The following is a 19,070-nucleotide window of genomic DNA, read 5'->3' on the forward strand; positions in this document are numbered from 1 at the left end:
TATACATGAATATTAAAAGGTTACAGATCCATCCAGAATGGTTAGGCAGGGCAAGAATGGTGATTCCACCACCTCATTTTGCTGTCGCCGTAAGAAAAAAACTGATAGGATCTTTCGTAATCGTTATACTTTTGGGCTTTTTTGGATGGACCAGTCTGAGCAGGATCGCATCGATACAGCAGGATAACGAAAACATCACAAATTTTTGGCAATTTAACATAGAAACAATGAACAAGATAAATGGGCTCGCTGAACAAATGCCTGCCCTCCAGGGGAACAGGAGCTTGGAACCAAATGAAGACATTAAAAAGCAGTTGATGCCTGAGGCGTTAATGCTGTTCACCGCCGTTGAATTAAATCTCCAGCATTACGAAACGAAGATTAGAACCGAAGAGGAACAGGTTTATTGGGATATGCTGTCTAACGCGTGGAAAAACTACAAAGATTTTCATTCCAATGCCTCTATACTTTCAACCCAAGTGATTGTCGTCGATGACCCTGGAACGAACACTGATCCATCTACGAAAATGCTCACCAGTACCCAGGATGCCTACGATAGGATGCAAAAGCAGCTTGATCTGTTGATCAAGCTGAATCGTGAAGGAAACTTGGCTTCCACCGCTGAAAACGAACGTCTTTATAATCAGGCGCTGGCAGAGACGGTGATGACTTTTCTCTTTGCTGCAGCCATAGCCGCCGGATTGTCACGGGTTATATCCAAACTATAAAATCCAGGATGCTGCCTAGGAGCGGAAAATCGAAAGGATCTATCCCACAATTATACTTAAAGCATGGCAGGCTTTCTCTAATGGCATCAATTACACCTCTCTTTTGAATGACCCAAACTCAATCGCAACTGGAGCCGATGGTGGAGCACAGCACAAAGATAAGTCCTTGGCATCCCCCGCTGATTCAAACTCCGAATCTTCTTTGGTATAAAAAATCTCCCAAGCGTTTCCATCAGGGTCATACACCCACACTTTATCTTGGATCGCATAACAGCAAGTGGTATTCATCTCGTCAATAAGGAGCAAGCCTGACTGCCTCAGCCTTTCACCCATAGCCAGCACTTCTTCCGTACCATTAACTTGAAAGCCTAGGTGGTTCAATACGCCTTCTTTTTCAAAAGCACGGACATTCAGCGAAAAATGCAAAGCCGGTTCTTCCAATTCGAATTTCGCATAATTATCCTTGATTTTCGAAGGCTCTACTCCAAAAAAGCTTCGATAAAAATCCAGTGATTTAACCAAGTCCGTACAATTTATGGAAACATGCATTCTTTTAATCATCGACAACACCTCTTACTTTCCTTCAGTTATATATTTTTCGATTCGTGACTTAATCGCATCCCGTACTTCTCGGAATTTGTCCATAATCTCCTCTTCTGTTTCTGTCGCTTTCGCAGGATCCTCAAAGCCCCAATGCCATTTCACAACATCGTTATTGGGGATTACCGGACAATGCTCATCCGCAGGCCACACAAGGTAATCACATAATCAGCACGGTTTAATAAACCCACTTCAATGACCTTGGATTTGTTCTTGCTTTCCATTTGCCATTCCCTTCCTCATTTTTATGATATTAAATTCAGCCACAAGTACAGGCCAGTCAATGAAATGAACAGCGTAGGTACCGTAAGCAGTTAACTGCAGCATTCGTTTTCTTCACAAACAAGTTGATTGATCTTCACCTTTTGTGAAGGGAGCTGTTTCAAAATTTCAGCAATATAAGGTTTGTCTTGGACCGTTAAGGAATAATAAACCCATTGGCCCCTCTTGGCTTCTTTCACCAAGCCACCGTCTTTCAATTTGCGCATATGTTGGCTGATGTTTGGCTGGCTGGTGTGTAAAATATCCACGATCTCGCACACACATAGCTCTTTTTCATTAAGCAGGGCGACAATCGTCAATCTGTTCTTATCTCCCAGCAGCTTGAGCACATCAGCTATTTCTTCGATTTGACTCATAGATCTTCTCTCCTTTTTAAGCGACGGGGATCTTCATCCACTTCAGCAGGCCAATCACTTTTAATTCCCCGCTATAAAAGCTCGCGAAGGCTTCAGCCATTTGGCTGCGAAAGCGAATTTGATAGCAAAGAAAGTAAATACGGGTTAGTTTTGTTTTCATTTTCTCACACTCCTTTTCAATTGTAAATGATTATATAATTATTTACTTATTAATAAATGTTAATAAATTATTAATGTTAAACTGATTGAGGTTTTTCTCTATAAAATGAAAGTGTCATTGGATTTGATAAAAAAAAGGGCTCTTTCGCAGACCGTGCGAACAGAGCCCTTTTTTGCAATGGTACCCCAAAACTAAAACGCCAACTTACTAGAGATCTCTAACTAACTCCCTGATTGTTTACTGTAGCAATGTAATCGATAATCAATTCAACGGCTTCCTCTATGGTCTGCACCTTAAAGATAACCCGGTTTTCCTCTATATCCTTAGCCGTATGCTCATAGCGTGGGTCATAATAGTGTTCGAGCAGTAGTTTGACAGCTTCCGCAAATTCATCCGCAAGTAAATGTGCTTCTATTTCTTTGGCTATCGGGGTATGGATACGGCTTTTAATATGCCGGAATGCCTTTAGGCATTCTTCTTTATGCTCCCATGGACGGTAATCCTCTAGGGTATGCCGCACCCGTTCTTCGATCGGCACTTCGATAAACAACTGCACCCCGGTGTCTTTGGCTTCAACGACAAACCCGGGAAGAACTGCCTTTCCTATCCGTTTACTTTCGGCCTCGAATAACACAAACGGCGAATCGTTATGCTGCAGCAGATCCTTTAAGAGCAGCGTTTCAAATGTTTTCTGGTTATTTGATTCCAAACCGATTTCCCCAAAAACCGAACCTCTATGGTTAGCCATTGCCTCAAAATCTAGCACAGGGTATCCTTTTTCTTTCAAGCTTCGTAAAATAAGGGTTTTTCCAGAACCCGTGTTTCCATTAATAACAAAGGCTTTCGGTTGAAATTTAAATTGGCCAAGGGTTTCTACTACCCATTTGCGGTAAGCCCGAATGCCTCCGGACAACCGATAAACCCGAATGCCCATAAGCGATAGAACCGTAGCTGTCGTCCTGCTTCGCATGCCGCCGCGCCAGCAAAATACCGTTTTTTGGCCCTCTATCTGCTCGAATGTTTTGATGAATGCAGGCAATTTGGCAGAAAAAATTTCCAAGCCTTTATCTTTGGCAGCCTGTACACTCACCTGCTTGTAAATGGTTCCGACCTCCGACCGTTCCGCATCATCAAATAAGGGAATATTCAAGCTTCCCGGAATCGTAGCATCTTCAAACTCGGAAGGCGACCGTACATCAATCAGAACGAGTTCCTTTTGGTGCTGCAGCTTGAGCAGCTCTTCTATGCTGATATCTTGAAACAACGAACATCGCTCCCTTTAAATAACTACAATATGCCCTCGATGATCGGATGTCGTTTCACCGATTAAGCTTGCTTCAACACCTGCTTGCAGCATGTCCGCAAGGAGGCCAGCCGCCTGGTCGCCGGCTACAGAAATCAGCAGTCCTCCTGAAGTAACGGCGTCGCACAGAATCCATTGATCGATTTGGTCCAATGCTTCCGGGAATGTTACGGAGCCCTGCAAATGGGCAAAATTATTTTTGGTCCCACCAGGCACAAAACCCTCTTCTGCCAGCTCTTTTACACGTGCTAAAACAGGTACCTGCTTCTGGAATATACGCAAGCCGACATCACTTCCCTTTGCCATCTCCGAAGCATGTCCTAACAGACCGAAACCGGTGACATCCGTACAAGCATGGATCTCATAGGGTTCCATGATTTCTGCGGCTTTTTTGTTCAGTGTCGCCATAACCTGGGTGATCCGTTTTACTTCTTCCTCGCTTAGACGATCCTTCTTGATCGAGGTCGTTAGAATACCAATTCCAATTGGTTTAGTCAGAATCAGCTTATCGCCAGATTTCGCTCCGGCATTCGTCAGCACCTTGTCAGGATGGATGAGTCCTGTAACGGCAAGCCCAAATTTGGGTTCATTGTCATCAATGGAATGCCCTCCGACGAGAGTGATACCAGCTTCTTTCATTTTATCACCAGCTCCACGCAAAATGTCGGCCAATACCTGTTTGTCCAACGTCTTAATTGGAAAAGCGACGATGTTAAGTGCAGTTAGCGGCTTGCCTCCCATGGCATAAATATCGCTTATTGCATTCGCCGCGGCGATTTGCCCAAAGGAATAAGGATCGTCCACAATGGGTGTGAAAAAATCCACGGTTTGGACGATAGCCAGTTCATCGTTGATCTTATAGACCCCTGCATCGTCACTCGTGTCAATCCCCACAAGCAGATTCGGGTTTGGAATGGCCGGTGGCAGACTGCTGATCACTTGCTTCAGGTCGGCAGGACCGATTTTGCAGCCGCACCCTCCCTTGGTTGAATATGAGGTTAGTTTTATGGTCATGTATCGTTTCCCCTTTAAATAAATGATATAAGATACCGTGAACTATTAAATGTGCTTACGGTTATGTTATGATGATACACGAATTTATGTTTAAAAACTAATTTTCGGAGGATCATATGTCTCAGTCTTACGAGTCAACTCAAGAACAGTCAGCTCGCAAAAAAATTATGCTATCTGTCATTGTATTTCTAATAATAGCAGTGGCTGGCTTGACCTATGTCAAATGGTGGCCTTACTATTTAAAAGCGTTGGATGCCGCCGCCAACCATACCATAGGCACCTCTATTATTTCCGGCAAAAATGCGCTGGCTCCCAGTCCTTCCTGGAGTGCAGCATGGGATTATGCCCTAGCCTATTACAAGTCAGTTTGGAAAGCTGCTGTCTTAGGTATTGTGCTCGGTTCTTTATTACAGGTGCTGCTCCCTTCTACCTGGCTGCTCAGAGTATTAGGAAAAACAACCTTCGGCAGCACGGCGATCGGTGGACTTGCCTCTATTCCTGGAATGATGTGCACCTGTTGTGCAGCACCCTTGGCGGTTGGCATGCGGAAAAAGAATGTTTCCGTTGGAGCCAGCCTTGCTTTCTGGTTAGGAAATCCTACACTCAATCCAGCTACGTTAGTGTTTATGACTTTTGTTTTATCCTGGAAGTTCACGCTTATCCGACTCGTTTTCGGATTCATACTCACCTTCGGTGTAAGTTATTTTGCAAACCGTTTCGCTGGAACTTTGACACTTCCTCCAGAGGTTAATTCGGTGCAGAAAGAGACGATCAAGGAGCATTCCGACCCTTTGTGGGTTAGATGGATGAAAAGTATGGGGACCATGGTCCTGCATATCGTCCCGGCTTATGTGGTTGCTGTTCTATTATTAGGAGCCGCCAGAGCCTGGCTTTTCCCTGCCGTAGGTGAAACGGCGGCCAACAGCTTAATGACCATTATTGGATTCTCTATAGCAGGAATGCTGTTCGTTATTCCCACAGCAGGGGAGATCCCGATTATCCAATCCTTAATGTCCTTTGGGCTTGGAACCGGCCCTGCCGCTGCTTTGTTGCTGACATTGCCTGCTGTCAGCTTGCCTTCCTTGCTCATGATATCAAGATCGTTTCCTAAAAAGGTCATCATCTTTGTTGCTTGTGCGGTCGTTGCTCTTGGAATTCTCAGCGGTATTGCAGGTTCAATTTTTCTTTAAGACATTCTAGCGCTTCCCCTGCTTCGACATCAACCAAATTTTTACATCCCGAATTGTACTCTCAAAAAGGGCAACGTGGCATCAACTTGACAGTAGTTGAATAAGGTAAATTTCCCTATTTTGTTATAAAAATACAAAAGAAGGTGAATAAATGGAAAAATCTTTATCAGATATGTCACTTGAAGAATTATGGGAACTGTTTCCGATTATACTGAAAGAACATAATCCAATATGGAAAGACTGGTATTTACAAGAAGAAAAACTGCTTAAACACATAATCAGTAATCAATATATCGAACGAATAAATCATATAGGAAGTACCTCTGTAAATGGATTGTTAGCAAAGCCAACGATAGATATATTGCTTGAAATAACAGAAAACTGCTATTTAAAGTTTTTAGTTAGAGTGTTGGAGGAAAACGGGTATATCTTTGAAAAGCAACCACATAAGCCATCACCTCATATGATGTTTATGAAAGGCTATACTGAAAATGGTTTTGCCGAAAAGGTATTTCACCTTCATATTAGATATAAAGGCAACTGGGATGAACTATATTTTAGGGATTATCTAAGAGAACATAAGGATATTGCAGAGAAATATGCTCAATTAAAGCTAAGTTTAAGAGACAAATATCAGCACGATAGAGATGGATATACAGAAGCTAAGGCAGACTTTGTTGAAAAATATTCTAAAATTGCAAAGGAAAGTATATCTCATTGAGTAAATAAAAATTTCTTCAGATGTTAAATGACAGGATTGTAGTTTTTGATTTTTATAAAGATAAACAGGTACTTTTGTTTAACAAGAATGGGAAACCCTTGAAATTGGGTTTCCCATAATTTTATCAAGAAAAATCAACATTAAAATTTAACAGTGCCAAGATTTTAAATGTTCTATGGATGCAAAGACATCTAATTTGTAATTTCCGCCTTCATAAATTAGCTTTGTTATCGAGCACTCAGGAACCAGGTTGCTTTGTACTGCCACAAAAAATTAGGGTGCCAAACATTGAGTTGGTTCTCGGAAAATGTATGAACCAGAAAATCAGTTATTAATCCTCCATGAGTAACCATTATAATCTTACTTTCGGGCGGATGTTTCTTTGCCAATTCTAATAATAAAGAGGATAAGCGTGCACCTGCCTGCTTCGCAGAATCACCTATGGGTGGTATATAGTCGGGATCACGTGTACACCGCTCCCACATTGCGACAAATTCATCAAATGTTTGTTCAGGTAAATCTCCCCAGTTGGCACGTTCCCGCAAACGACGATCCTCTGAAATCGTTGATTTCGTTTTTAATGCAATATATTCGGCGGTTTTTTTCGCCCTTCTGAGTGGACTCGTAACTATGGTTGTTATCGGTAAGTTACAAAAGCTTCGAGCTGTCGCTTGTGCTTGTAGTATACCATTGGGGGTAATGGAGACATCTCCAATCTTCTTTTCTTTTATAGCATGCCTGACAAGAAAGAAAGTTGTACTCATTTAACCAAGCCTCCTGCTTGTATTTTACTGTTTTTTTCACAGCTTAGGCTACAGGTATTTTAATCACAATTTTTTTGTCATGGGCTCCCTATTCATTTCACATTAACGAACATATGTTCCTTAATAATCGATTTAATTCTCATTAACCTGCCTGTTAGATGAAAAATGGCTGCCTCTCGGCAGCCATTTTGGCATTGAACTATCGTACTCGGTAGTTGATATACAGATTAATTCAAGTCATAGATTCTGCTTCCAGCAGCTTTTTCAAAAGCTTAACAGCATGAATGAATCGTTCGGGGCCGTCTTGATCCGTATACTTATTTTTCGTACTCAGATGCTTTCTTTTTCAATTCGTCAAATGCTTGTTCCGGTGTTGATTTGCCGAACATTAGTGCTTCAGTGATCGATTTGTATTCTTTGGCTTCAAAGTTGCTCCATCCTTTGGAGCCGGGGTTAAACGGCTGCGCTCCAGGCGTTGCCTTCGCAATCATATCGACGGTCAATTTATCCGCTGCCGTAAATTTAGGCTGCAGTTGGGCAACTATTTTGTTGGAAACCGGTACGCCGCGTGTTGTGCCGGATATTTCCCCAACTTCAGGGTCATTAATAAACCAATCAATAAACTTGGTAGCTTCCGCTTTATTCTGAGAGTCTTGGCTTACACTGAAAAAGAAAGTTGCTTTCAACCAACTGCCGCCTTCCTTACTTCTAGGCGTTGCGGAAACCCCTATACTACCGGGCTTCAAGCTCTCCCACGAGGAAGCTTGAGCCGCGTGGGCATTTCTGAAAATAATTTTCCCGTTAATCATAAGGTCAAGCTTGGGATCCAGCTCTTTATCGCCAACAGCTACATCCGCCGGGGGTATAATGCCTTCTTTTCTAAAATCACTATAAATTTTAACCCATTCCAGCCAAGTATCCCTGTCGAAATTGAATTTACCATCCATCGTTATCCCCAGACCCTTGCCCTTGCTTAATTGATAGGAGTAATATGCTTCTCTACTGGTCGTTCCATCCTGCATGACGTATTGATCTTTGCCAATTTTAGCTTTGATGTCTCTGGCCATTTTAAAATACTCTTCATAAGTGATACCGTCTTTTAGCTGAAACCCGAGCTTGTCCAGCGATGCTTTATCATAAATGACTCCCCAAGCATTATTACCGAGCGGTATGGCTGTTTGTTTACCTTTAAATTGCCCCGCTTCCGCAAGCTTGGGATCGATATCCTTAATATTGATGTTGCTTAGATCAGCCAGTTGGTTTCTAGCATTCCAGTCGGCTAACCAAGCCGCATCCATCTGAACAATATCAGGCGCATTTTTGGCTGCAGCTTGTGTGGTCAATTTATCGATATATCCGTCGAAGCCTGAAAATTCCGGTTCAAAGGTGACGTTAGGATTTTTCTTCGTATACAGTTCGAGAATTTTGAGTGTTGCATCATGTCTGGGCTGGGAGCCCCACCAATTAATGCGCAGCTTTACAGGCTTGTTGCTTGCAGCTGCCGGTTGACTGCTATCCGGTGCTACCGCTGTTGGTGCCGCACCTCCACAACCCGCCAATGATAATCCCATTACTGCTGTTAGTACGGAAAGAGTGACTTTTCTTCGCATTGTCAACATACTCCATATCCCCTTTGATTTTATATTCTACGTCGGACAAACTCTAGTTTACCTCTTTACTAGTAAATCGCTTTCAAACCAATCATAACAACATTAGCAGCCTATTTATATAATACTAGAACACAATTTGCTTCAATATTGTCAGAATGTTCATCAGTTAATGATAAAGATTATTAGCCTTTAATTCCTGAAGTAGCAATACCTTCAACAAAATGCTTTTGAGCAAGGAAAAAAATAATTACTGAAGGGATCACGGATACAAGTCCCATGGCCAATAATTGTCCCCATTCCTGGACGGATTGCGAATCATTAAACATTCGGAGCGCTAAGCCCACCGTATATTTATCAACAGAGTTAATATAGAGCAAATGACCAAAGAAATCATCCCAGTTCCACAAGAAGCAATAAATGAGCACAGTGACAAGCGCAGGCTTAGTTAAGGGAATAACGATCCTCCAATAAATACCAAACCAGCTGCAGCCATCTATTTTGGCTGATTCGTCCAACTCTTTAGGAATCCCTCTAATAAATTGAACCAGCAAAAATACGAAGAATGCACCCCCTGCACCCCCTGCAAGAGAATGGGGAACAATGAAAGGCAAATAAGTATTCACCCAGCCAAAGCTATGAAAAAGCGCATATTGCGGAATAATCGTAACTTGTCCGGGGAGCATGAGCGTGAGCATCAATATAGAAAACCAAAAATTACGAAGTGGAAAATCCAGACGCGCAAACCCAAAAGCAACAAGGCTGCATGAAAGTACAGTCGTAATTAATATCCCAAACTCCAATTGTGCATTGTTGAGATAAAAGTCGGTAAACGAATGTCCGGGTATAGCGTACCAGCCATTCTTGAAATTACTCCACAGGGGATTTGCTGGAAACAGATTTGGCAGGCGCATCTCTTGATTCGATTTCAAGGAAGCACCGACCCACCAAATAACAGGATACATCATGATCAAGCTGAGTAGAGTAAGCCCCAGATGCCTGAACAGAAGATTACGTCTTAGGTTCATCGACTTTTTCCCCCTTCATTCTCATAAAATACCCAATATTTCGATGTCAGGAATATAAGCGCCGTGGAGGCCACGATAATCAAAAGCATGATCCAAGCAAGACCAGAGGCATACCCCATTTGAAGCCTGCTGAAAGCCCGTTCATATAAATAAAGCGAATAGATATAAGTCGAATTGGCGGGTCCACCATTCGTGATGATCATCGCCGGTGTGAACATCTGGAAGGCTCCAATAATCCCCATCACTGTATTGAAATACAGGGTAGGCGAGAGCATCGGTAAGGTAATATTAAAAAACTGCCTCATCTTGCCTGCTCCGTCAACCGACGAAGCTTCATATAAATCAATCGGTATTTGCTTTAAGCCTGCCAGAAAAATGACCATTGCGGAACCGAATTGCCAGCCCACCAGTAAAATTAAAGTCCATAACGCCGTATCGGGATTGGTTACCCATCCGGTGCCCTCTATACCGAACATAGCCAATATATTGTTAATAAAGCCCTCCTTCCCAAAAATATTTTTCCATAGAATCGATACGGCGATACTGCCACCAATTAAAGAGGGGAAATATATGGCGGTTCTATACGCTGACATCCCCTTGATGCTCTTGGCAAGTAAGATCGCTACGAATAAGGCCGCAATCAGTTTTATTGGGGTTGAAGCCACCACGTACAGGAAGGTCACCTTGACAGCTTGTATAAAGCGATCATCGGATGTTAGTATTTGGTTATAATTTTTAAAGCCTACCCAATTAGGCTCTTCCAAAAGGGAGAAATCCGTAAACGAATAATATAACGATTGCACAATGGGGTATAAGGTCAAACCGAGAAAACCGATCAACCAAGGCGATATAAACAAATAGCCGGCAATGGGTGACTCCCATCGCTTAATCTTGGGTTTGGGGCGCGTTGCCAATGGCATTGGTAATGACGTTGTTGTACTTTCTTTCATTTAAGCCCACCTCATTTATGATATGATATGATATGATGATTTTCTTATTATAGATTTGAGCAAGCTTCATGCCTATAAGGGTATATCACTATTTCTTTTAAATTAGTCCGAACTTTGTGGTTGGAGGAATATCTATGTGGAAGATCGCGATCATTGATGATGACAGACAGGTTCTTAAAGGAATGAAGCAAGCGATTCCTTGGGGTGAGATTGGCGCTGAATGGGTCGGCGAAAGCACGAATGGCGCAAATGGGCTTGAGCTTATACGGCAAAAAAAACCGGATATCGTCATCACAGATGTGTACATGCCTGGGATGGATGGGCTAAGTATGATTGAAAGGCTGCGGGAAGAGCATTATGAAGGCAAGTTTCTCATTCATAGTGGATATTCCGATTTCGAATTCGCCCGTAAAGCATTAAGGTTGAATGTGGAAGACTATTTATCCAAGCCAGTTTCCCGAAAAACGCTTCATGAAGCACTTCAACGTGTCATCCTTGCAGCTGAAAAGGAAAATAAAATTCAATTGGAGCAACAAGAGCTTAGAGATAAAGTGATCCTATATGAACCGTTCGTCCATAAAGAATGGTTAAAAACTGCAGTTATTGGAACGATGGATGATAGCAACAAAGAACACCCGATGTTCAACAGTGATAAGTTCCTCAGCCATTTAGTGCTTGGAATTGAAATTATGAGAACCCCTCGTTTATCTAAAGTCAGCGCACCAGACCGGTCTTTATTCCGATTTGCCATTCAAAATATTATTCAAGAAATACTAAACGAAGACAAGCTTTCCTTTGATTATGTTGAACTGCATGGTTACCATGTAGCGTTAATTCTTCATTACGAGCAAGAATCCAAATATGAGGAATTTAAAAATGAAGCGATCCAAGTTGCCCAAAAAATCATCGATTCTGTACAAAAATATCTATATATCAATCTACGTATCGGTATTGGGGGTTTAAAAAATCATTGGTCCTCTATATCCGAATCTTTGGAAGAGGCGTTCCATTTTTTATCTCAGGAAACAACATTAATGCCATCCTCAAGCTTGTTTGAATTCTGTGATGCTACAGGTAAACGTTTTCACACAGAAAGTATGCTCGCCAAGCCGATGAGATTCTATCACCAGATAATCGAGGATATCAAAAATACGCAAGGTAAAATGGCTGAAAAGATCATTAACGACTATATTTCCACTCTAAAAGAATATAAGGATTCCTCCCTCCCACCTTCGTTTAACGTACTCGGTGCGCAGTTTTGGATGATCGCCAGCTATGCGCTGAATGACGAAAAAATTCGTCTATGGGAGATATTTACGGAATCCCAAATCGAATCGGAGCTGCTGAACATCCATACCGCCGATCAATTTGAAGGTTGGTTGAACGACAAGATCAAAGGAATTTGCATCAATCAGAATTGGCATGAAAATCTTAAGCATAAGCAGGCCGTGGATTTCATGAAACAATATATCCATGAAAACTATACTAGGGAAATCACTTTAGCTGAGCTCGCTGAGAAAGTATTTATATCCAGAAATTATTTAAGTCTTATTTTCAAAAATGCAACCGGGGAAACGATCAATCATTATATTATCCGGGTAAGGATGGAAAAAGCAAAAGCGCTGCTTTTGAAGGGAACGCTTAAAATTTATGAGATTGCAGAAAGCGTCGGATATAAGAATATCCCGTATTTTAGTACTACCTTTAAGAAACATTTTGGTATTACACCTGTAGAGTTAATTAGATAATGAGGGTGGGAAATGAATGAAGCATATGTTCAAAAAATATCCAATTTATTATTTGTTATATGGGGGTTTCTCCAGTTTCATGGTCATCCTATTAGTTGTCGTGATAGGGCTTGCTTATTCGCTTTCCGCTCAGGAAATGGTTAAAAATACATCTTATTATCAACAAAACGTACTGAATGAGCTTTATAGCAAGATTGGCATCCAGATGCGTTCCATTGAGCAAATTTCACTTGCCGCTTCGCGGAATTCCATACTTTTCGACTATTCACCGTTATCCAGAGATCAATATTCAGATCATAAAAAAAGCGCAGAGCTGGAAGAATTTCTAGCCAATATCACCTATGCTACACCCATGATTTCATCGATTCAATTTTACACAAAGAATGTAGTCCCCATTCAATCTCAGACACCAGTTGTGTTTATCGAGGAAGAGAAGGCTAAACAGGAGGTTTGGTACGATTGGGTTCAAAATACAGATTTTACCTGGATTGGTGAACGGACGATTAAACTATTTAACGGTGAATTTGCCGTTATCAGTTTTGCCCGAAAAGTGTATTCACCTACTGGTGAATACAGCGGGTTATTGCTGTTGAATATCAAAGCGGCAACGATTCAAGCTCTAGTCCGCGGGGAAACATCTGACGCCAACCGTATTTTACTGGATTCCGGGGGAAGGACGATTACATTGATCGGAGATCCAGAGCTTAGGAATAATATCAAAGATTTTCTCCCCTCCATAAACAATGGATCTGGATATTTAAAAGTGAATACCGAAGGTTATACGCTGGCCAATTCCCAAAGCCACTTGATGGTATGGTCCAAGCATTTTAATTCAGACTGGACCCTTGTTGAGTTTACACCTTGGAAGCAGATTACTGCGGGCAGCGTTCATAATGCGTTTATCTTGTGGCTTGTTGGGATATTGACCATCTTCCTATCATTATTTTTCACTTTATTATTTTCGAACCAGTTTATTAAGCCGATCCGGCTTTTGCTGCATGAAATGGGTAGATACTCTGCGAACGCCAATAAAGTAAAGCTTCCTGAGGATTATTCCAATGAATACGGAGTCTTATTCTCGGGGTATAGGAAGCTGATTGACCGCATTCAAGAGCTATATCTGTCTCTGGAAAATCAGTACAAAGGACAGAAGAAAGCAGAAATTAAAGCGCTGCAGGCGATGATTAACCCGCACTTCCTCTACAACACGCTCGATCAATTAAATTGGATGGCTCTTGGGGCGGGGCAGGATAAGATGAGTGAAATTCTCGAGCTGATGGGTAAAATGTTCCGGATCGGCTTATCCAATGGCGAAAGCTTGATTACGATTCGTGAGGAGCTCTTACACGCAGGCTGCTATATGCAGATCCAGCAGTTACGTTGGGAAGAAGGGTTAATTGTCAGTGTGGATGTACCGCATGAGCTGGAATCCTTTTTTATACCAAAAATGACCCTTCAGCCCTTTATTGAAAATGCCATCATGCATGGTTTTGACGGGAGAACAAGCGGGAGTATCAGTATCCATGCTGCCAAAGAAGCAGAATCGATTGTGATTACGATTTCGGATGACGGAGTCGGGCTCAAAAAGAACTGGAATTCTGGAGAGAAAAGAAGTACTGGAGGGTATGGAATTCGTAATGTTAAAGAAAGATTTGAGGCTTTTTTTGGGATTGTCTATGGAATTGAAATTAGTAATAATGAGCTCAGCAGCGGGGTAACCGTAATCATTCGAATTCCACAGCTTACCAATAATGACATTGAAGGTCTGGGGAAGCCTGTAGACAGCCTGGCTTAACCATCGAACCAGCGTCTGGAGGTATTGATTAAAAAAAACCTAGCCTGTGGCTAGATCCTTGTCTAAGCTCATACCTTTGTACGCTCCCGAGGACATGGGTATGGGGTTCCGGTCGCTGATGAAGTTCGTGTTCCTTGAATTTTTGGCTTCCAGCGGTTGGAACACGAGCTTCAAAGGCGAACGCTTCGCTCCTCCACCCCACACCCATGTCCTCTTTCATTCTTTTGGTGCTGCCTCCCACTTCTTATTCCCAAGCTTATCTTCAATCTTGTATCCATAACCGTGAACCCCCTAAGCGTCAATCCTTTCAATATTGGATTATTGTATCCCGTTAGCTCAACAAATTTGTGCCACAAAATCGATGATCACGGAATTTTGCCTTCTTCGTTCTTGCGGTTATAGCAGGGAATAGAATAAATAATGTGAAGATGGATTCATCAAGGGAGGATAATAATGGCATACGGATCATTCCGTCCATACAAAATGGTAACCTATACATCGATCATTCGCGAGGACATCCCTTCGGGTCTCAGCTATGAAGCTCTTGTAGCGGCATTCGAGCGAGAACTGGGGCGGTGGGATCCGGTCGTCGAAACGGCGCTCATTGAGGAAAAAGCGCCTTGGGAGAAAGTGGAGCAAGCCTTTCAACGTATGGCGGGTCCCCATGGACTAATGATTTTTTCTCATGTGGATCAGGGTCGTTTAACCTCACTTCATAATGGCATTAAAAAATGCATTCTGTATATGGTCGGCAACGGAGTCGTCGCCGAGCCCATACTTACCATAGATATTCGAGCCAGCTTGTACGTACCGTTCCGGGTTTGTCTTTATGATAACGGCAACCCGGACGGCGCGATCATTGGATATCAGCGCCCATCGTCTTTTCTGGCGACACTGAATCAACATGCTCTATATCCCTATGGTCACTTGCTTGACTACAGAATGGACTGTGTCATTCAGTGCATTTTAAGAAATTATCGAGGTTAGCAAGCAAAGAGCCAATCATATGTGCATCATGCAAAAGCTAGCCTTGCCTTCCAATGATTTTGGAGCCTGCCTCGTATTCAACATACAACGGGCATAAAACAAACGCTAAAAAGACGCATTCTCCTACATCTGTAGAAGAACACGCCCTATTAATTTTGTTTTAGCAGCTACACCGGTTAAACAAGCACAGCCCTTATTTTTCTAACACTTGTGATCATTGTATGAATACTTAATATGACCTAGAAGTTTTCCAGAATATTTTCGATAACGTTGGTTTCAGTAACCGATCTGTCTTTGCACAGCATTTTACATTTCTTCTCAGACAGGAATTTTCTGGCCAGCTCTTTATCCTTAATAATGTATTTAAGTGAATGATTATCCGATACCGGTAAATAAGTGACCATTTTGTAGGCATTATACTCGGCCGATGTTATCTCTCTATTCAAATCCCGGATTACTAATTCTGATTCTTTGAATCCCGTCATGATGAGTAATGAAATATCCTCGTTATAGCCTTTTTCCGGAAGATTTCCATTCATATAATAACATTTTACCATTCATATTCCCCCCATTCATTAAACGGCCTCATCATTGAAAATACTTAGAGGTAAGTATGCCGAAACGATCCAGTTCGGTTTATCAACAACCTCGCTGATTTTGAGGTCAACAGCAACCGAGCACAGCTGATAGGACTCCTCACGGGTTAGGCCATACTCCTGTACCAGGTGATCGACCATCTGGCGAACCGATTACTTGGTTGCATCCATAAGATCCGGCTCGATGCCGGTTGTGGCGAAGTAGCCTTTGCTATCCGTCTTGGTAAGAGGACTTGGCGTGATAAATTGCGGTCCGGGAATTGTGCGGCCTTTGCGAAGGTGAAACCGCAGCGTGACCTGCATAGGCGCCTCAATACCATTGATACAAACTTCGCCGTCCCCTTGTGCGGCATGACAGTCACCAGCTGAGAATAGGGCACCCGGAGCGTAGACCGGCAAAAAGAGCGTGGAGCCTGCCACAAGATGGCGAATATCCATGTTGCCGCCTGCGCTGCGAGGTGGTGTGGTTACGAATGCGCCTGGCTCGGCAAGTACAACACCCATGCAGCCACAGAAAGGCTCTAAAGGTATACGGATGCCAGGCTTAAAATCGGTATAACCATCCTTCAGGTCCCAATGCGTAATAAGTGTTTCAAACTCACCGGGGAGCAGGCCGCTTTCCGGGGTACAGCGAGTCCATCCCCAGCCTTTATGCTTAAAGTCTAGGATCTCCACAGCGATGCTGTCACCCGGTTCGGCACCCTCAATAAAAATGGGACCCGTTAATGCATGGCCTTTGATTTGACGGGGGGCGAGCATTTCTTCCAAAGTACGATCGGGATGCATATGGCCATTGGACGCATCGCGGCAATCCATGATAACCGTATCACCGGGTTGAATGGTTAACCTGGGTGGTATCGAGTTGTCCCAGGTATGGTGAACGATTGAATCATCCAGAAAATGTTCGTTCATTGGACCCTCCTTGTTATTGATGCATCAGCATAATGAATTCACGGTACATCTATCATGTCTCCTAAACCTTGGAGGCCAGTTCTTTTTTCGGTTCCGAATTGGCAACAATCGGGCTTGCTGCTTTGGATTCCGAAATAGATTGAGCAAGAAATATGGCTACCATTAATAGTACAGCAGTACCCACAAATATTCCATGTGTGGAAAACATGCCCCCGATCAGACCTCCGATCATTGGTCCGATCATCGATCCCAGCTGATTAGCCGTATTATTAAGCCCGAATGCCCTTCCTCTGAAATCACTCGGAGTGCTTCGCACGACCAGCCCGTTTATTGCAGGAATAACTGCACAGAAGAAAGCTCCGTAAATAAAGCGTACAATGGAAAATCCCCATATATCATGAAAAAAGATTTGGGCAAAGCTTCCTATGGCTCCACCCGCCAAGCCGATGATCAAAACAGAGCGGAAGCCGATACGATCGGCTAATTTACCCCATGATGTAGCGAATAAAATGCCGGTAATTCCCACGAGTGAGAATACAAAGCCTGCTAATAATGAAGTGTTTTTTGCAGCCCCACCGAGCTCTACTATATATAAGCTTAAAACTGGCTCTACCGTCATGACCGAAATAGAAACGATGCAGGATACCATTAAGACCATAGAGAATGTACGATTGGACGCTGCCAGCTTAAAGGACTCAAAAACTGAGCTTCGTGTACCGGATATGGCAAATTTTTCTTCCTTCACCAGAAAGATAACGGATAAAGTAGATAAAAGCACCAAAATTCCGGCAAAAGCAAACGCAGCGCGATTATCAAACAAATGGGCTATACCGCCACCTAGCAGCGGTCCCATGATACGGCCAGATGCCGTTGCTGTAGATATGGTGGTCAATGCATAACCAACCTTGTTGTCAGGTGTGTTGGTGCCGATCAAAGCGATCACAGCGGGGATATACCCAGCCATCAAACCATGAAAGATTCGAAGAGCAAGCAGCTGATAAGGATTCGTCACAAGTGAAGTTAGGGTAAAAACAATAAACAGCACAAACCCTGCTCTTATAATCATTTTTTTTCGTCCGTATTTGTCAGCTAATGAACCTAAAAATGGAGATGAAATGGCAGCAGCCATAAAGGTGGAGCTAAATAGCAAGCCAGCCCACATCTCCGTATTTTCATTTACGCCTATATCGATTAAAAACAGGGGCAAGAATGGAATTACCATCGTCAGACTTGCCGATGCAACAAAAGTACCAAACCATAACACCCATAAGTTTTTTTGCCAAATTTCCATATGTCTCTTCCTTAATCTTCCTTAGTATAAGTGACATGCAACATACTGCTGCGGCATAATCTCACGAAGCTCGGGGCGTATTGCCTTGCAGTTGTCGAACGCCTTGGGGCAACGAGTATGAAAGGCACAGCCGGAAGGTGGATTAGCAGGATTCGGGACGTCTCCCGTTAGAACAATGCGCTCACGCTTTAAGCCCCGCTTGGGCTCTGGCGCAGCTGAGAGAAGCGACTCTGTGTAAGGATGCAAGGGCGCGCTGTACAGTTGAGATTTAGGCGCAATCTCAACCATTCTGCCTAGGTACATCACCCCTACCTTATCACTTACATGCTTAACAACTGACAAATTATGGGAAATAAATAGATAGGACAGGCCAAATTCCTTGCGCAGATCATCCAATAGGTTGATAATCTGCGCCTGGATGGAAACATCCAGTGCAGAGACGGCCTCGTCAAGCACCATCAATTTAGGGTTCAAGGTAAGGGCGCGGGCAATCGCAATCCGCTGGCGCTGTCCACCCGAAAATTCATGGGGATGCTTAAGGCTTGCCTCCTGAGGTAAACCGACTACTTTTAATAAATGGGAGACCCGCTCCCTTATTTCCTTATGACTCATTTTCGTATTGACTTGAAGCGGTTCTTCAATGATCGAACCCACTGTCATCCGTGGATTCAGCGAAGAATATGGATCTTGAAAAACCATCTGGAAGTTTTGACGCATCTGCCGAAGCTGATTCCCTTTGATTTTGGTAATATCTTGTCCGTCAAAGAAGACGGAGCCTTCAGTCGGTTCATATAAGCGCATAATTACCCGACCGGCAGTAGACTTCCCACAGCCGGATTCACCAACCAATCCCAGCGTCTCACCTCGTTTAATGGCAAAGGATATATTATCGACTGCCTTAACCTCGCCTACCTTACGCTGTAAGATACCGCCAGTAATCGGGAAATACATCTTTATGTTACGAACATCTAATAAATAGTCCGAGGCTTCGCTGGTCTGTGCAGGGACTTGCTCCTTCAGGATCATCATGTATCCACC

General features: G+C 43.0%; 18 protein-coding genes and 2 pseudogenes. 6 read left to right on the forward strand and 14 right to left on the reverse strand.

Annotated features, from left to right (window positions below; translation table 11 throughout):
- Positions 1 to 5 precede the first annotated feature (5 nt).
- Positions 6 to 728 carry an MCP four helix bundle domain-containing protein gene (locus G9U52_RS29985; protein ID WP_166154613.1) on the forward strand — a complete coding sequence of 241 codons (723 nt, stop codon included), beginning with the start codon at positions 6 to 8 and terminating at the stop codon, positions 726 to 728.
- Positions 729 to 818: 90 nt separating this feature from the next.
- Here the strand turns inward: G9U52_RS29985 and G9U52_RS29990 are convergent, their stop codons facing one another.
- From G9U52_RS29990 to selD, 6 genes and pseudogenes are all read right to left on the reverse strand, one after another.
- Entirely contained in the window at positions 819 to 1,289 is a 471-nt protein-coding gene (locus tag G9U52_RS29990; RefSeq protein ID WP_166154615.1) for an ArsI/CadI family heavy metal resistance metalloenzyme, read from the reverse strand.
- A 12-nt stretch (positions 1,290 to 1,301) separates the two neighbouring features.
- Positions 1,302 to 1,546 (reverse strand): annotated as a pseudogene (locus G9U52_RS29995) (low molecular weight phosphatase family protein); the annotation flags it as partial.
- Between the two features lie 96 nt (positions 1,547 to 1,642).
- Complete coding sequence (locus tag G9U52_RS30000) at positions 1,643 to 1,966, reverse strand: ArsR/SmtB family transcription factor (RefSeq protein WP_166154617.1); 324 nt, start codon at positions 1,964 to 1,966, stop codon at positions 1,643 to 1,645.
- 16 nt (positions 1,967 to 1,982) lie between these two features.
- A complete protein-coding gene (locus G9U52_RS30005) occupies positions 1,983 to 2,126 on the reverse strand; it encodes a hypothetical protein (protein ID WP_166154619.1) in 144 nt (47 codons plus the stop codon).
- A gap of 217 nt (positions 2,127 to 2,343) precedes the next feature.
- The gene (mnmH, locus tag G9U52_RS30010) at positions 2,344 to 3,390 is read right to left on the reverse strand and encodes a tRNA 2-selenouridine(34) synthase MnmH (protein ID WP_166154621.1); all 1,047 of its coding nucleotides are present in this window, start codon (positions 3,388 to 3,390) and stop codon (positions 2,344 to 2,346) included.
- Between the two features lie 15 nt (positions 3,391 to 3,405).
- Positions 3,406 to 4,443: a selenide, water dikinase SelD gene (gene selD, locus G9U52_RS30015; protein ID WP_166154623.1), complete on the reverse strand. Its 1,038-nt coding sequence runs from the start codon at positions 4,441 to 4,443 to the stop codon at positions 3,406 to 3,408.
- Between the two features lie 116 nt (positions 4,444 to 4,559).
- Between selD and G9U52_RS30020 the strand changes: the two genes are divergently transcribed.
- On the forward strand, positions 4,560 to 5,633 hold the full coding sequence (locus tag G9U52_RS30020; RefSeq protein WP_166154625.1) for a permease: 1,074 nt from the start codon (positions 4,560 to 4,562) through the stop codon (positions 5,631 to 5,633).
- Between the two features lie 151 nt (positions 5,634 to 5,784).
- A complete protein-coding gene (locus G9U52_RS30025; protein ID WP_166154627.1) occupies positions 5,785 to 6,354 on the forward strand; it encodes a GrpB family protein in 570 nt (189 codons plus the stop codon).
- A 227-nt stretch (positions 6,355 to 6,581) separates the two neighbouring features.
- On the opposite strand, the gene G9U52_RS30030 is transcribed toward G9U52_RS30025, so the two are convergent.
- From G9U52_RS30030 to G9U52_RS30045, 4 genes are all read right to left on the reverse strand, one after another.
- Positions 6,582 to 7,118, reverse strand: a complete 537-nt coding sequence (locus tag G9U52_RS30030) for a histidine phosphatase family protein (RefSeq protein ID WP_243767640.1) — start codon at positions 7,116 to 7,118, stop codon at positions 6,582 to 6,584.
- 317 nt (positions 7,119 to 7,435) lie between these two features.
- On the reverse strand, positions 7,436 to 8,737 hold the full coding sequence (locus G9U52_RS30035; protein ID WP_166154629.1) for an ABC transporter substrate-binding protein: 1,302 nt from the start codon (positions 8,735 to 8,737) through the stop codon (positions 7,436 to 7,438).
- A 173-nt stretch (positions 8,738 to 8,910) separates the two neighbouring features.
- Complete coding sequence (locus G9U52_RS30040; RefSeq protein ID WP_166154631.1) at positions 8,911 to 9,753, reverse strand: carbohydrate ABC transporter permease; 843 nt, start codon at positions 9,751 to 9,753, stop codon at positions 8,911 to 8,913.
- Entirely contained in the window at positions 9,750 to 10,703 is a 954-nt protein-coding gene (locus G9U52_RS30045) for a carbohydrate ABC transporter permease (protein ID WP_166154633.1), read from the reverse strand. The genes G9U52_RS30040 and G9U52_RS30045 overlap by 4 nt, the downstream gene beginning before the upstream one ends.
- A 134-nt stretch (positions 10,704 to 10,837) precedes the next feature.
- Here G9U52_RS30045 and G9U52_RS30050 point away from each other — a divergent pair, with 134 nt between their 5' ends.
- From G9U52_RS30050 to G9U52_RS30060, 3 genes are all read left to right on the forward strand, one after another.
- On the forward strand, positions 10,838 to 12,451 hold the full coding sequence (locus tag G9U52_RS30050; RefSeq protein ID WP_166154635.1) for a response regulator transcription factor: 1,614 nt from the start codon (positions 10,838 to 10,840) through the stop codon (positions 12,449 to 12,451).
- Between the two features lie 16 nt (positions 12,452 to 12,467).
- A complete protein-coding gene (locus G9U52_RS30055; protein ID WP_166154637.1) occupies positions 12,468 to 14,246 on the forward strand; it encodes a sensor histidine kinase in 1,779 nt (592 codons plus the stop codon).
- 453 nt (positions 14,247 to 14,699) lie between these two features.
- Complete coding sequence (locus G9U52_RS30060; protein ID WP_166154639.1) at positions 14,700 to 15,233, forward strand: DUF302 domain-containing protein; 534 nt, start codon at positions 14,700 to 14,702, stop codon at positions 15,231 to 15,233.
- Between the two features lie 239 nt (positions 15,234 to 15,472).
- Here G9U52_RS30060 and G9U52_RS30065 read toward each other — a convergent pair whose 3' ends face one another.
- The 4 genes and pseudogenes from G9U52_RS30065 to G9U52_RS30080 form a co-directional block, all read right to left on the reverse strand.
- On the reverse strand, positions 15,473 to 15,790 hold the full coding sequence (locus tag G9U52_RS30065; RefSeq protein WP_166154641.1) for a hypothetical protein: 318 nt from the start codon (positions 15,788 to 15,790) through the stop codon (positions 15,473 to 15,475).
- Positions 15,791 to 15,808: 18 nt separating this feature from the next.
- Positions 15,809 to 16,741 (reverse strand): annotated as a pseudogene (locus G9U52_RS30070) (acetamidase/formamidase family protein).
- A gap of 61 nt (positions 16,742 to 16,802) precedes the next feature.
- Positions 16,803 to 18,032: an MFS transporter gene (locus G9U52_RS30075; RefSeq protein WP_166154643.1), complete on the reverse strand. Its 1,230-nt coding sequence runs from the start codon at positions 18,030 to 18,032 to the stop codon at positions 16,803 to 16,805.
- A 21-nt stretch (positions 18,033 to 18,053) separates the two neighbouring features.
- A complete protein-coding gene (locus G9U52_RS30080; protein ID WP_166154645.1) occupies positions 18,054 to 19,061 on the reverse strand; it encodes an ABC transporter ATP-binding protein in 1,008 nt (335 codons plus the stop codon).
- Positions 19,062 to 19,070: the final 9 nt, after the last annotated feature.

Source organism: Paenibacillus agricola (assembly GCF_011440305.1).
In the GTDB taxonomy this organism is placed as follows: Bacteria; Bacillota; Bacilli; order Paenibacillales; family NBRC-103111; genus Paenibacillus_S; species Paenibacillus_S agricola.